Origin of the sequence: Pseudodesulfovibrio nedwellii, from assembly GCF_027923765.1 — a bacterium.
Lineage (GTDB): Bacteria > Desulfobacterota > Desulfovibrionia > Desulfovibrionales > Desulfovibrionaceae > Pseudodesulfovibrio > Pseudodesulfovibrio nedwellii.
In genome coordinates this window covers 1402465-1416397 of sequence record NZ_AP026709.1, presented here as the reverse complement: position 1 = coordinate 1416397, position 13933 = coordinate 1402465, and the positions used below count along the sequence as shown (strand labels likewise).

Annotated in this window: 12 protein-coding genes; 5 read left to right on the top strand and 7 right to left on the bottom strand. The window is 51.3% G+C overall.

Features of this window, described 5'->3' with window-relative positions; all coding sequences use genetic code 11:
* The first annotated feature begins 21 nt into the window (after positions 1-21).
* Positions 22-423, top strand: a complete 402-nt coding sequence (locus SYK_RS06780; RefSeq protein ID WP_281762831.1) for a VOC family protein — start codon at positions 22-24, stop codon at positions 421-423.
* Between the two features lie 34 nt (positions 424-457).
* Here SYK_RS06780 and SYK_RS06775 read toward each other — a convergent pair whose 3' ends face one another.
* The 4 genes from SYK_RS06775 to SYK_RS06760 all read right to left on the bottom strand — a co-directional run bounded on the left by SYK_RS06775 (position 458) and on the right by SYK_RS06760 (position 5193).
* On the bottom strand, positions 458-1246 hold the full coding sequence (locus SYK_RS06775; protein WP_281762830.1) for a hypothetical protein: 789 nt from the start codon (positions 1244-1246) through the stop codon (positions 458-460).
* Positions 1247-1249: 3 nt separating this feature from the next.
* Positions 1250-2932, bottom strand: coding sequence for a DEAD/DEAH box helicase (locus SYK_RS06770; RefSeq protein WP_281762829.1), 1683 nt, complete (start codon positions 2930-2932; stop codon positions 1250-1252).
* A 188-nt stretch (positions 2933-3120) separates the two neighbouring features.
* A complete protein-coding gene (locus SYK_RS06765; protein WP_281762828.1) occupies positions 3121-3897 on the bottom strand; it encodes an NAD kinase in 777 nt (258 codons plus the stop codon).
* Between the two features lie 6 nt (positions 3898-3903).
* Positions 3904-5193 carry a citrate synthase gene (locus SYK_RS06760; protein WP_281763246.1) on the bottom strand — a complete coding sequence of 430 codons (1290 nt, stop codon included), beginning with the start codon at positions 5191-5193 and terminating at the stop codon, positions 3904-3906.
* A 422-nt stretch (positions 5194-5615) separates the two neighbouring features.
* Between SYK_RS06760 and SYK_RS06755 the strand changes: the two genes are divergently transcribed.
* Both SYK_RS06755 and SYK_RS06750 read left to right on the top strand, forming a co-directional pair.
* Positions 5616-6626 (top strand): 4Fe-4S dicluster domain-containing protein, encoded by a 1011-nt coding sequence (locus SYK_RS06755; RefSeq protein ID WP_281762827.1) that lies wholly within the window; start codon positions 5616-5618, stop codon positions 6624-6626.
* Positions 6616-7077 carry a 4Fe-4S ferredoxin gene (locus SYK_RS06750; protein ID WP_281762826.1) on the top strand — a complete coding sequence of 154 codons (462 nt, stop codon included), beginning with the start codon at positions 6616-6618 and terminating at the stop codon, positions 7075-7077. Before SYK_RS06755 ends, SYK_RS06750 begins: the two co-directional genes overlap by 11 nt.
* A 153-nt stretch (positions 7078-7230) precedes the next feature.
* On the opposite strand, the gene SYK_RS06745 is transcribed toward SYK_RS06750, so the two are convergent.
* The 3 genes from SYK_RS06745 to SYK_RS06735 form a co-directional block, all read right to left on the bottom strand.
* Positions 7231-7842, bottom strand: a complete 612-nt coding sequence (locus SYK_RS06745; RefSeq protein ID WP_281762825.1) for a nitroreductase family protein — start codon at positions 7840-7842, stop codon at positions 7231-7233.
* A 115-nt stretch (positions 7843-7957) separates the two neighbouring features.
* Complete coding sequence (gene argC, locus SYK_RS06740; RefSeq protein WP_281762824.1) at positions 7958-9013, bottom strand: N-acetyl-gamma-glutamyl-phosphate reductase; 1056 nt, start codon at positions 9011-9013, stop codon at positions 7958-7960.
* Between the two features lie 12 nt (positions 9014-9025).
* Positions 9026-9316, bottom strand: coding sequence for a DUF1844 domain-containing protein (locus SYK_RS06735; RefSeq protein ID WP_281762823.1), 291 nt, complete (start codon positions 9314-9316; stop codon positions 9026-9028).
* Between the two features lie 217 nt (positions 9317-9533).
* On the opposite strand from SYK_RS06735, the gene SYK_RS06730 reads away from it, so the two are divergent.
* Both SYK_RS06730 and SYK_RS06725 read left to right on the top strand, forming a co-directional pair.
* Positions 9534-10733 carry an efflux RND transporter periplasmic adaptor subunit gene (locus SYK_RS06730; protein ID WP_281762822.1) on the top strand — a complete coding sequence of 400 codons (1200 nt, stop codon included), beginning with the start codon at positions 9534-9536 and terminating at the stop codon, positions 10731-10733.
* A gap of 3 nt (positions 10734-10736) precedes the next feature.
* Positions 10737-13895: an efflux RND transporter permease subunit gene (locus SYK_RS06725; RefSeq protein ID WP_281762821.1), complete on the top strand. Its 3159-nt coding sequence runs from the start codon at positions 10737-10739 to the stop codon at positions 13893-13895.
* Positions 13896-13933: the final 38 nt, after the last annotated feature.

The following is a 13933-nucleotide window of genomic DNA, read 5'->3' as shown; positions in this document are numbered from 1 at the left end:
CTGTAAAAAAATGGAGGAAACATGAATCCGTCGACAATTTCGCCCTGTATCATTGTTGCTGATGCGAGGCTTGCCCGAGATTTTTATTGTACTCATTTTAATGCCACCATCTGGTTTGATAGTGGGTGGTATGTCAATTTCAAGTTTGGTGAGGATGGTCCCACATTACAGTTCATGGAGCCTCAATCTCCTGAGCAGGAAACTTTTAAGGGGGGACTCACGTACAATATGGCGTTGCAGTCTAGCTCTTTGGTCGATGCAACGCATGATCGACTGGTCGAGGCCGGTTTGCCGATTATTATGCCACTTGAGGATCATCCGTGGGGCGACCGAGGATTTGCCACTTTGGATCCGTATGGAGTTGCGCTCTATATTTACGCAGACATCGAACCCAGTGCGGAATTCCAGCAGTACTTCAAGTAGTTGCTTTATAATACCGAGGTGCTTTCAGAGGGGATTACGCGGCGTACAAGCCTCGGATTGTTTTGAAAAGAATCGGCTTGCGGTCATACTGGTGGACTATGTGTGCTGGAGTTCCCGCTTCGTTGAGTACGTTTCCTGTATCATCGGCCGTTGGTTCTCCCTGTGTCTGACCAAGTGTGAGAATAGGGCCGCTGTTGTCGAGCAGAGTTAGGGTTTCAATTTGCCCGGTGTGAACAAGCATGTTGTGGATGGCTTGATCATATCCCGCCATGCGTTTGGCCGTGGGTGGCGGTGTGAGGTGGCTGGTCATGGTACGCAGATAGCCAACCATGGCATCGTGATCACCAACAGTCGTGCCGGAACAGGACACTGGTTTGTCCGTGAGAGTTGTTAACATTTCGGGGCCGAGGTGTTCACGAACCCAATGGGCGTTATATGGGCATCCTCCAATGGTCGCGCTGCGATCTTCCAGTGTGCAGTTGAGACCTTTGGCCCATGGAAAGGAAAATGGGTCGCGTTGAAAAACGACGTCGCGAACATCTGCGATAAGAATGTGATCATATCTTTTCGATGATTCCAGAAAGTTTAGATATGAAAAATATCGCAAACCATTGTAAGGAACTTTTTCATGTCCCGTCGTCCGTTTTATAGGAATGGTGGTCACTGAGTGTGACTGCATTTGGTCCAGATTTCGAGTCGTGTCGGACACGAAAAGAATCCGATCGCCGGAATAGTCGACTTGATCAAGTGAGGCAAGAAAAGGCCGCACATCACCGTAATGGTAACCTGCGGCCAGTCCAAGAATAAGTGAATTTTTTGGCACGGCTTAACTGCTGGAAGGTTTTTTTCTGCGTCGGCGACGTCGTCTGGGTTTGGGCCTGGATTTTGAAGCCGTTTCGTCCTCGGCCTGCAGTTGTTCCCTGGGAGCGGGTTCGCGTATTGGCTCACTGGCAAGTTTTTCTTTGGCCGGTTGTTTTTTGACAGGCTTTTCCGTTTCCTTTGGTTTGGGAGCGCGTTTTGCGACTGTACGCTCACGCGGGGCTGGTTTTTCCTCTCGTTTTTGAGGCTTTCTGGCGGGCGTATTTTTTGTGGGCCGAGAGTTGCCAGATGGTTCTTTTGCGAGAGTGGGATCTACGGGTTTGCCGTGCAGGGTGGGCTGATAAAGTTCATCAAGCAACATGGCGAGCAAAGCCAGAGATTCTTCGTCCTTGCTGTATTTTTTTGCCAAGGGAAGGAATCGAGAAACACGTTCTTGCTGAATGTTGGTCAATTTGCGGAAACGTTTTTCAAGAATGGCGGTGAGTCGTTCCTCAATGATAGCGGTTACATCTTCTTCTGTGGGGTCCTTCATCTCCTCAAAAGTGATCTTGAACCGGGTGGCGATGCGTTCCAGTTCCATCTTTTGGATGACGTCAACCAGAGTGATGGCGGTGCCTGTGGCTCCAGCACGACCTGTGCGGCCAGCACGATGTACGTAAGATTCAGGATCTTCTGGTGGTTCCATCATGAAGACATGGGAAAGTTCCGGGATGTCGATGCCGCGTGCAGCAACGTCCGTGGCAACGAGGAAGCGTAATTTGCCTTCCTTGATTTGTGTCATGAGGCGTTCGCGTTTATTCTGCGTCAAATCCGAGGTCAAACCTTCAGCGTCGAATCCGAACTGGGAGAGCAGGGCGGCGGTGAATTCCACGTTGCGTTTGGTGTTGGAAAAGATGATGGCAGAGGAAGGATTTTCCAGCTCAATGAGTTTGATGAGCTTGCGTTCCTTGCCCATGGCTTGCACTTCCACGAATTGGTGGGAGATGGCTGAAACGTTGGTCTCGTCAGAGGAGAGGCTCAGGAATTCCGGTTTGACCATGAAGTCTTCGGCCAATCGCAAAACAGATGGCGGGAAGGTGGCGGAGAACATGAAAGAACCGATTAAATTGCGTGGCAGATACCGTTTTACTTCCACCATGTCAGGGTAGAAACCGACCGACAACATACGGTCTGCTTCATCGAAAATTAGGACCTTGAGGTCGTCAAGGATCAGGTTACGGCGCATGAGGTGGTCCAGAATACGACCGGGAGTGCCGACGACGAGTTGGGCACCGTCGCGAAATGCATCGAGCTGTTCTTTATAGCCCACACCGCCGTACACGGCCACGACTTTGATACCATTGTCGCCAGCTAGCATACGCGCTTCCTGCGCTACCTGTTTAGCCAGTTCTCGAGTCGGAACCATGACCAAGGTTTGACATTTCGGGCTGTTAGCATTGAGTTTCTCGATGAGCGGGAGTACGAAAGCGCCCGTTTTGCCGGAACCTGTCCGGGCTTGGACCATGACATCCTGTCCATTCAACAAGTACGGCATTGCTTTTTCCTGCACTGGCATGAGTTTATCCCAGCCTGCACGGTTGCATGCTTCTGCCATTTTTTCAGGCAGTTCCTCAAAAGTTATTCCAGGGATACCTGTTTCATCTATCCCTTCTTCGTTCCCGGTGTCGGGATTCAGATTTTCATTTTCCATAAGTACCTACAATGTATGATGTGAACTCCGGTCGAGTCAGTCGTATAAATGGGGCCGGAGTGAGAAATTTGTTTAAAGCTCGCGCACAGTATACCTTAATCCCCTGTTTGTACAATAACGGCAAAATCCTTTTCCTGAAATATTTTTCTCTAAAGGTGCGGGAGTCAGACCGCGCTTGACGATCAGAATTAAAGGACAAATTGTTCGTTGAAAATGCGTTCCTCAAGTGAGTGATCCGGGTCAAAAAGGATGCAGGCCGGACGGGAATGGTCTTCCTTGATCGTGATGTGCGCGACATCACGGACTTCGAAAGAATCTGCTGACGCACCAACGGGGCGGCGTTTGGCATCCAATATCTCAAATTCAACGCTGGCCGAGTGGGGCAGAAGTGCGCCGTTCCAGCGGCGGGGCCGGAACGGGCTGACCGGTGTCAGGGCAAGGACATTGGACCCGAGCGGGATGATTGGTCCACGTGCGGACAGATTGTATGCGGTAGAGCCTGCAGGGGTCGCCACCATAATGCCATCACAAACAAGGTTTTCCAGACGTTGTTTGCCGTTGATGGACACCCTGATGTTGGCTGACTGCTGTGAATAGCGGAGCAGGGCTACCTCATTGAAGGCCAATGCGGAAACCTGTTGGCCATCCACCGTAAAGGCGGACATGACCAACGGATTGAGAGCATGTACCTGTGCCGCGTTGAGTCGTCCCAACAGGTTGTCGGGATTGAACTGATTGAGCAGGAAGCCTATGGTGCCCCGGTTCATGCCATAAATGGGCAGGCCGGTATCCATGTGCTCGTGGATGGTCTGGAGCATGAAGCCGTCACCGCCCAAAGCAACCAATACATCAGCATCGGCAACGTCCGTCAGCGGGTAGCGTTCAGCCAGGATAGCGAGCCCTTTCTGAGCCTTGGGGGCATCCGACGCCACACAGGCGATTTTCCTGATCTCTTTTTCTGTCATGACAGCCTACAGTCGTGAATCCAACGGGACATATTTGCGCGGGGCAAGACCTGTGTAAATCTGGCGCGGACGGTGAATCTTGGTGACGCCGTCGGTGTTGGCCTCATTCCAGTGGGCTATCCAACCAGGCATGCGGCCAATGGCAAACATTACAGGGAACATGTTCACTGGGATGCCGAGTGCGCGCAGGATGATGCCGGAATAGAAATCCACGTTGGGATAGAGTTTTCGTTCGGTAAAGTATTCATCATTCAAGGCAGTATCTGCGAGTTCCAGTGCAATGTCGAGCAGCGGGTCACTGTACCCTGTGGATTCGAGCATGTTATGGGCTGCCTCGCGCAGTATTTTGGCACGTGGATCGAATGATTTGTAGATGCGGTGGCCGAATCCCATGAGCCGGAATTCCTTTTGCTTGACTCGCTCGATGCACTGCTTGACGGACAGATCTCCTTCATTGATCTGTTCGAGCATGGAGATCACGCCTGCGTTGGCTCCGCCATGCAGACGGCCCCAGAGTGCGCAGATGCCTGCGGAAACTGAAGCGAACATATTGGCTTCGGTGGACTGAACCATGCGTACGGTGGAGCATGAGCAGTTTTGTTCATGGTCTGCATGGAGCAGGAAGAAAAGTGACAGCGCACGTACCTGAGCATCGGTTGGCTCAAATGGTCTGTGTGGGAAAGAGTGCATCATGTGCAGGAAGTTGCGGCAGTATGTCAGCTTGGGGTCCGGGTACATGAACGGCAGGCCGTGCGCCTTGCGATAGGACCAGGCTGCGATGGTACGCACCTTGGAAATAATCTTGGCAGCAGCCCGGAGAAATTCATCTTCCGTATTGATTTGCAGCAGATCAGGATGATAACAGCCAAGTGCGTTGATGACTGCGGACAGGATAGCCATGGGATGTCCGTTGGATGGAAAGCCTTCGAAGTGGTGGCGCAAGTCTTCATGGAGTAATTCTTGTTCGTCGAGGAGTTGGCGAAATTCCTGACGTTGGGCGCGGGTCGGCAGTTCTCCGAAAATCAACAGGTAGGCGGTCTCTATGAAAGTGCCTTGGGCCGCAAGCTCCTCGATGGGATAGCCTCGGTATCGGAGAATGCCTTTTTCGCCATCAACAAAGGTGATGTTGCTGGAGCATGATCCCGTGTTGGCGTAGCCTGGATCGTAGGTGATGAAGCCGGTCTCGGAACGGAGGCCAGTGATGTCGATTGCGTGCTCATTTTCCGTGCCCACGATAATGGGCAGCTCATAGGTTGCATCCCCTATGGTCAGCGTGGCTTTCTGATCCGGTGTCATTGTGTTCTCTTTTCCCATGTCATTTCCTTGTCTTTTGCCGTCGACCTAGCGACTCCGATCATGTCGGAGGCAGAATGATATTCGTTTGCTGGACTGGGCCAGATGGCCGATGATTTTGGCCGATAGTTGCGGTCGATGCGCTGTCTTGATTTATGGACTCGTTTGTTATCACTATGTTATTACAACAGAGGTATGAATGGTGTCAATTGTTCAGAATGCGCTATGTTGTGAAAAATGAATTATTTAAAAGCTTTAACGATGCTAAGGTGTATATTTTTTTATTGTATGTCCCCAAAAAAGTGTCATTTTGAATGAAAACTGTCCATCTTGACATGAGCGAATATACCCCTATAGGGTATGTTGCGCGGTGAATCGAGATTTGTTCGAACAGCCAGAGTATTTATTATGAGGTGTTTATTAATATGGGTAAAAAGAAAGAATCTTCTGGGGGCATAAGTCGTCGTGGCTTTTTGAAAACTTTTGGCGTGGGTGGAGCCGGAATGCTTATTCCGTCTGTTGCCGTGGCTTCCGAACAGCGAGTTCCCAAACCGTCGGATGGCGAATTGGCAACCCTGCTCGATTTGTCCAAGTGTATCGGGTGTGGTGAGTGTGTGTCCGCATGTCGTGAATCCAATGCTTCCAAATTCCCTGAACCCACCAAGCCTTTTCCGAAGATTGTACCTGCCAAGCGGGCCAAGCCCGAGGACTGGTCGGGAAAACGGGATGTCGACGACAGGCTGACTCCATATAACTGGTTGTTTTTGCAGAATGCTACGGGTGAGTATAATGGTGAAGAGTATGACATCAATATACCTCGTCGGTGTATGCATTGTCAGAATCCGCCATGTGCCAATTTGTGTCCATTCGGTGCGGCCAATAAGGAACTCAATGGCATTACCAAAATTAGCGACCAGTTATGCATGGGGGGAGCCAAGTGTCGGACGGTTTGTCCATGGCACATCCCGCAACGACAATCAGGAGTTGGGTTGTATTTGGATATTATGCCGCGTTTCGCAGGGAACGGGGTTATGTATAAGTGTGACCGTTGTTATCAGTTGTTGGACAAGGGCGAATTGCCTGCATGTATTTCGGCTTGTCCCGAGGACGTGCAGACCATCGGGCCGCGTCGAGAGATCGTCGTCAAGGCCAAGGCTTTGGCCAAGGAAATGGATGGTTTTATCTATGGCCTGAACGAAAATGGTGGCACTAATACGATATATGTCTCTCCGGTTCCGTTTGAACTGCTCAGCAAGGGGGTGGAAAAGGGCAAGGGCAAGCCGCATATGGCAAAGGTCGAGGATGTCATGAAGGATGAAACTCATCTTGCGACAGCGACACTACTGGCTCCTATGGCCGGTGTTGTTGCCGGGTTCCTTGGCGTGGGAGCTAAACTCCTGAAGAGTCCTGAAGAGGAGGGCGGCAATGAAAGTTAGACCGTATTCCACATGGATATCCCGATTGTTTCTTTTTGCCATGACTGGTCTTGGTGTTACCGGTATGCTTCAAATGCCGTTGGCAAAACGGTATTATCTGACTGAGGTTCCGGGCATGGCCTGGACCGGTGATTTTTTCTTTGTGCATAAGTTGCATTATGTGCTGGCAGCCCTACTGTTGTTTGTGGTCGCATTGGCGGTTATGAATTGGCTGCTGGAATGGAAGGACCGGCTGGTCCTCACTCGATTCGGTGTGGTCCGGCCCGTTATTCTGGGTGGGCTTTTGGTGAGCGGGTTGTTGCGGGTCTATCGTAATATGCCGAGCGTGACACTTGATCCGACAGTCATTGTTGCCATTGAATGGGTGCACCTCGGGCTGGCTGCCGTGATGGGGATGGTTGCTTTGGCCGCACTCTTTAAGAAAGCTTCGGCGTATGCCGTATGGCGATGATACATACTCTCACGTTGAATATTACAAGGGGGCTTTTGAGCCCCCTTTTTTTGTGTTCGCGCCAAAGGCGACACAGGATTCCACAGGCCCTTGATTTTTGGCCGTCGGAGACGAAATCACATATAATAACCGTGCAGCGGTATCTATACTTTCCTATTCCAGAATCATTTCATTCGCAGATTGTCGCCATGCCTTGGGATGGATTTCTGTACCGGGATTGAGATGTCCGACCGCGATGAGCATGGGAATCCAGTAGTTGTCCGGGATGGCAAATTCCTTTTTGACGGCTTCGTGGTCGAATCCATCCATGGGATGCGTGTGTAGGCCGTGGTTGGTCGCTGTAAACATGAATGACATGGCAAATAGTCCAGCGTTTTTGTTGGCGAAAGCCTGACTGGCCGCTTCGCTGTTGCCATAGAGCGCGCTTGTGGTGTTGATAAACCACTCGCGTTGTTGGGGTTGGAGATTGTTGGTGAAGTGCTTTTCCAGTGTGTCGCAACCCTCTTTCCAGCCGTCTCGGTCAGCGAGCACCAACAGTATGACGGGTGCCTCGGTTACCTTGGGCTGATCGAAGGCCAGTGCTCGCAGGGTGGCTTTCCGTTCGGGGTCACGGACCATTTTAATTTTCCATGGCTGCAAATTAAAGCTTGATGGAGCCTTGGCGGCCTCATCGAGCAAGGTTTTGATCAGGTCTTCGGATACATCGCGTGTGGGGTCAAAGAAGTTGATGGCCCGTCTTTTGATAATGATATCGTTGAAATCCATAAAGGTAACCTTCCTGTGGCTGGTTGAGAACTTTGCCACATGATAACCATTCTTGAAAAAAAGAAAAGGCCGCTTTTTCAAGCGGCCTGCATAATCGTAAAAATAAGGGTGTTGTTTACGGCATCATAGGGGCCATGGGTAGCCCTTCGTCAATATCGAGCCCACAGATCAGGTTGGCGTTCATGAGTGCCTGACCGGATGCTCCGCGACACAGGTTGTCGATGGCGGACAGGATAATCAGTCGGTTGGTGCGGGGATCGACCACTAGTCCGATGTCACAGAATACTGTGCCACGTACGAAACGGGTTTCCGGGAGCTGCCCCTTGGGCAATACACGGACCATGGGCTTACCCGCATAGAATTCGGTGTATGCCGTGTGGATATCATCCAGTGAAGTGTCAGCGGTCAGTTTAGTGTAGATTGTGGACAGGATACCACGATCAATGGGCAGCAGGTGGGTGTTGAAGGAGACCGTGATGTCGGTCTTGCCCAATTTGGAAATTTCCTGTTCTATTTCAGGAGTATGCCGGTGCGAGGGGAGACCGTATGCCTTGAAGGAGTCTGCCACCTCACAGAACAGAGAGCCAACTTTGGCTCCTCGGCCTGCACCAGAGGCACCGGATTTGGCATCAATAACGATGTCGTCGGTTTCGATGAATTTATTTGTTAGTGCCGGGGCAAGACCCAGAATGCTTGAAGTTGGATAACACCCGGGGTTGGCAATGAGCCGTGCGCCCATGATTTGATCGAGGTAGAGTTCGGGCAGTCCGTAAACGGCTTCAGTAAGCAACTCCGAACGCGTGTGTTCTACGTCATACCATTGCTCATAGGTCGCCTTGTCATTGATGCGGAAATCTGCGGACAGATCCACAACTTTAACGCCTTCTTCCAGCAGGGTGGCTGCGATTTCCATGGCGGTTTTATGCGGCACAGCCAGAAATACTACGTCACATTCTTCGGCCAAATCCTTGGGATCAGGCTGAGTGATGACCAAATTGCCCAGCGGTAACCGGTTTAGGAAAGGGTATATGTCGGCGAGGGTTTTACCCGCTTCCGAGCGTGAAGTGACCCGAACCAGTTCCATGGAGGAGTGATGGATCATAAGACGCGCCAGTTCCATGCCGGTATAGCCGGTTACGCCGACCAATCCCGCCTTGATTGTCTGAGACATGTGCCTCTCCGATTATTTTGTCTTGTTTACATAGGACATGCGCAGATTATATACGATGTCACAGAGCAATTTTTGTTCTTCAGCGTCCAGACCTTTATCAAATTTTTCCTTGAGCATACCGAGCATGTCGATGGTGTGCTTGGCGAGTTGCGGTTGGAATTCCACTTTGCCAGTACCCGGCTCCGGGGCCTCGCCCAAGGCGACCATGGCCGATGAGGACAGGGAATAAATAAAAGTGGTAAAAGTGATGTCGATGGGGACACCCTTCATGGGGTTGTCTTTGCATGTTTTGTCGTCAGCCATGTTCCTCTCCATTTTGATGGATGCGTGTGTCACTCGCAATTAAATACGGTCTGGCGTCTTTGGAGTCAATAACAAGGGAGGTGCAAATCGTGTCTATCAGCATGTATTTTAGTGTAAAACACGGTGTACATGCGTACATTTTCCGTTTAAGATGCCTTCAATTGAACATAGGGGCTGTGGTGTTTGTGTAAGTAAACCCTCCAATAAGGTTTTTGTCATGGCGAAGAAAGGTCTGCGTGGAGCTCTCCTCCTGTCTTTGGTTGTACTTGTTTTGATGGCTGCCGGTTGTGGCGGTGAAGATAAAGCGGCTCAGGCTCCTCAGGGTCCCGTACCTATGAAGGTCGTCAAGGCCGAAACTCGAACGATGCCGCAATGGGGTGAGTTCGTAGGGCAGATCAGTGCTGTCGAAACCGTTGAGGTTCGGGCACGCGTGGCCGGATTTTTGATCAAGCGGAATTTCGAGGAAGGTGGGAGTGTCAAGAAGGGCGACCTGTTGTTCGTCATCGATCCCAAGCCTTTTGAAGAGGATTTGAAGCAGGCCCAGTCAGGTCTGCAATACAATCAGGCTTTGTATAAAAAAGCGAAGAAAGACTTTGAGCGATTCAAGAAGCTCTATGATGAGGGCGTGGTCAGCCGCGATGAGTATGAAAGCTATCAGACGCAGGTTGCGACCTATCAGGCGCAGATTGGCGACAATCAGGCCAAGGTTGAAAATGCGAAGATTCAGCTTGGATATACCAAAATTTATGCTTCCACTGACGGCCTTATCGGTCGTGTGAAAGTGGACGTTGGTAACCTTGTTGGTCAGGGTGAAAATACGTTGCTCGCCACTATTTCTACGCAGGACCCGGTCTATGTCAGTTTTAGCATTAGTGAAAATGACTATGTGCGGGCTACCCGTAGTCGTATGGAAAAGGATACAGACCGTCAGATTCGGTTACTCCTTTCCGATGGCAACGAATATGGCCACGACGGCCAGGTCAGCATGGTTGATCCGACGATTGACCCTCAGACCGGTACGCTGGGGATTCGTGTCGTTTTCCCCAATCCAGAGAATATGCTCAGGCCTGGTCAGTACGCTAAGGTTAGAGTGCTTATTACGAATATTGATGATGCCGTGGTCGTCCCGGCCCGCGCGGTCATGGATGTGCAAGGAATGAAGTCCCTCTACGTGGTTGGTGCAGACGGCAAGGTCAAGAGCCAGCCTGTTAAGATCGGTTTTGAAGTAGACAATCTGACCGTTGTTAAAGAAGGATTAAAAGTCGACGACATGGTTATTGTTGACGGTATTCGCAGAGTGCGTCCGGGTATGGACATCAAGCCAATCGTCGTTCCCATGACTGATGACGGCTCCCAGCCTGCACCCGCTGCTACACCCGCTGCCGAAGCTCAGGATACTGAAAAGAAGGACAGCTAGACCATGTTCGTCAGATTCTTTATTGATCGGCCAATCTTCTCGTCGGTCTTGGCTATTATCATTCTGTTGGTGGGTGGGTTGTCCATTTTTGCCCTGCCTATCGCCCAGTACCCGGAAATCGCGCCACCATCGGTGCAGGTGAGTGCTTCGTATACCGGTGCTGACGCGCAGACCGTTATGGAATCCGTTGCCACTCCCATCGAGGAGCAGGTCAACGGGGCGCAGGACATGTTGTATATGTCTTCCATCTCGGCCAACGATGGTTCCATGTCCCTGACTGTTACCTTTGAGTTGGGGCGTGATCTCGAACTCGCAACCGTTGACGTGCAGAACCGTGTGAACCTTGCTACGGCCCAGTTGCCGCAGGAGGTTCGCAATTCGGGTATCAGCGTTGATAAGCGGTCGCCGGATATCGTCCTGATCATTAACCTGACCTCGGACAATCCTGCTTATGATACGCTTTTTCTCAACAACTACGCTAAGATTAACCTGTATGATGCGCTCAAACGTATTCCCGGTGTCGGCGATGTCATGTTGTTTGGCGACCAGGATTACGGCATGCGCCTTTGGCTCGATCCTGATAAGTTGACGACCTATGGTTTGACGGTTTCGGATGTCATCAACGCGGTCAAGGAGCAGAATGTTCAGGCCCCTGCCGGACAGATCGGTATGCCCCCCGCACCTCAAGGACAGCAGTTTCAGATGGCATTGCGCGTCAAAGGGCGTCTGGTTGAGCCGAGTGAATTTGGCAACATCATCCTCAAGGCAAACGAGGATGGTAGTTCTGTCAAGATTCAGGATGTCGCACGGGTAGAACTTGGTGCCAAGAACTACTTCACCTTTGCCCGTCTGAACGGTGGCCCCACCGCATCCATGCTTATTTATCAGCTTCCCGGTGCCAACGCTCTGGATGTAGCGGCTCAGATTCGTTCGACCATGGATGAATTATCCGTCGCTTTCCCGCATGGCATCAAGTACCAGATCCCTTACGACACGACCCTGTTCGTTTCGTCCTCCATCGACGAGGTTCTGGTGACCTTGTACGAGGCGTTGATCCTTGTTTTTCTGGTGGTCTTTATCTTTCTGCAAAACTGGCGAACTACTATTATTCCAATGGTTTGTGTGCCGGTATCACTTATCGGTACCTTTGCGCTTTTCCCGGTGCTTGGTTTTTCCATCAACACATTGACGCTGTTCGGCCTTGTGTTGGCCATCGGTATTGTTGTTGATGACGCCATTGTTGTGGTTGAGGCCACGCAGCGATTTATTGATGATGACGGGATGTCACCCAAGGAAGCGACCAAAAAGGCCATGACTATGGTTACCGGCCCGGTCATCGCGAGTACATTGGTGCTTATCGCGGTGTTTATCCCGGTCGCCTTCATGGGCGGTATCACAGGCCAGCTCTACAAGCAGTTTGCGCTGACCCTGTCCGTGTCCGTGTTTATTTCGTCTATCAACGCGTTGACCCTGTCTCCGGCTCTGTCAGCCTTGTTGCTCAGGCCGTATAAGCCCATTCGCGGGCCGTTGGGATGGTTCTTCGATAAATTCAACGTCATATTCGAGGCCGTGAGCAAACGGTACAATAATGGGGTTGGCATGTTGGTTCGCCGCTCGGTTATGGGCCTGCTCATTGTGGGTATTGTCGTTGTCGCGTGTGGCGGGTTGTTTAAAATTCTGCCGTCTGGTTTTGTGCCGGATGAGGATCAGGGTTACTTCATCGTCAACTCAATGTTGCCCGAGGGCGCGTCTCTTGAGCGTTCCGATGCAGTTGCTCGAAAAGTTGAAGCCTATCTCAAGGATGCAGAAGGCGTTCGGAGTGTGGTTTCACTTGGTGGATTCAGCCTGTTGACCGGTGCATATTCTTCATACAACTCAGCATTCTTCGTGGTTTTGGATGATTGGTCCGAGCGGACCACGCCTGAATTGACGGCTGATGCCATCATGGCCAAGGCGCAAAAAGCGTTCTTTGGCATTCAGGAAGCCATTGTCGTGGGATTCGGCCCGCCGCCTATTCGTGGATTGAGTTCCACTGGTGGTTTGCAGTTCGAGTTGCAGGATAAGACCGGTGGCTCCATCGAAGAGCTGTCCTCCGTGGCGACTTCGTTTATGGCCGAGGCAGGCAAATTGCCTGAGGTCAGCAACGTGTTCACCACGTTCTCGGCGCATGTTCCGCAGTTCAATGTGGAAATCGATCGTGACAAGGTCAAGAAGCTCGGCGTGCCGATCAGTGACGTTTTCCAGACGCTTCAGACCTATCTCGGCGGCTATTATATCAACGATTTCAACCAATATGGTCGTACATACCGTGTTATGGCTCAGGCTGAATCCAAGTACCGGACCAAGATCGATGATCTGGACCAGTTCTATATGCGTTCGGCCAAGGGTGACATGGTTCCTTTGTCCACTTTGAGTACATCCACTCGCATGGTCGGGCCGGAATATGTCCAGCGGTACAACATCTATCGGACGGTTGAACTGACTATATCTCCGGCCGCCGGTTACAGTTCGGGGCAGGCTATGGCCGCACTTGAGCGGACAGCCCTTGCCAATTTGCCGCAGGGTTACGGTTACGACTGGTCAGGCATCGCCTATCAGGAAAAAGCCGCCGGTGGTGACACTGCGTTAGTTTTTGTTTTGGCTATCATCATGGTCTTCCTTGTGCTGGCCGCTCAGTATGAAAGCTGGGCCACTCCGTTTGCGGTCATTCTCTGCGTTCCGCTTGGTATTTGTGGTGCCATGGCATCCCAGTGGATTCGCGGGTTGGACAACAACGTTTATGCCCAGATCGGTCTGATTATGCTCATTGGCTTGGCGGCGAAAAACGCTATTATGATTGTTGAATATGCCAAGGAAAAACATGAAGAAGGCATGTCGGTCAAAGACGCTGCATTGGCGGCCGCTGCCTTGCGTTTCCGGCCCATTCTGATGACATCCTTCGCCTTTATTCTCGGTGTTATTCCGCTTGTATGGGCAGAAGGTGCTGGTTCTTCCAGCCGTCACGCGCTTGGAACATCCGTTTTCGGCGGTATGCTCGCGGCGACTATTCTGGGTGTGCTCGTGGTACCTGCCTTGTACACGGCCATTCAGGGTGCCGGCGGCAAGCTCAGCGGAAAGATTCGTAAAACTCGACCGCCGGAAAAGTCCGCGTCGGATGAATAACTGATTCATAGCAAACATCATCAAAGGGTCGTCCAAAT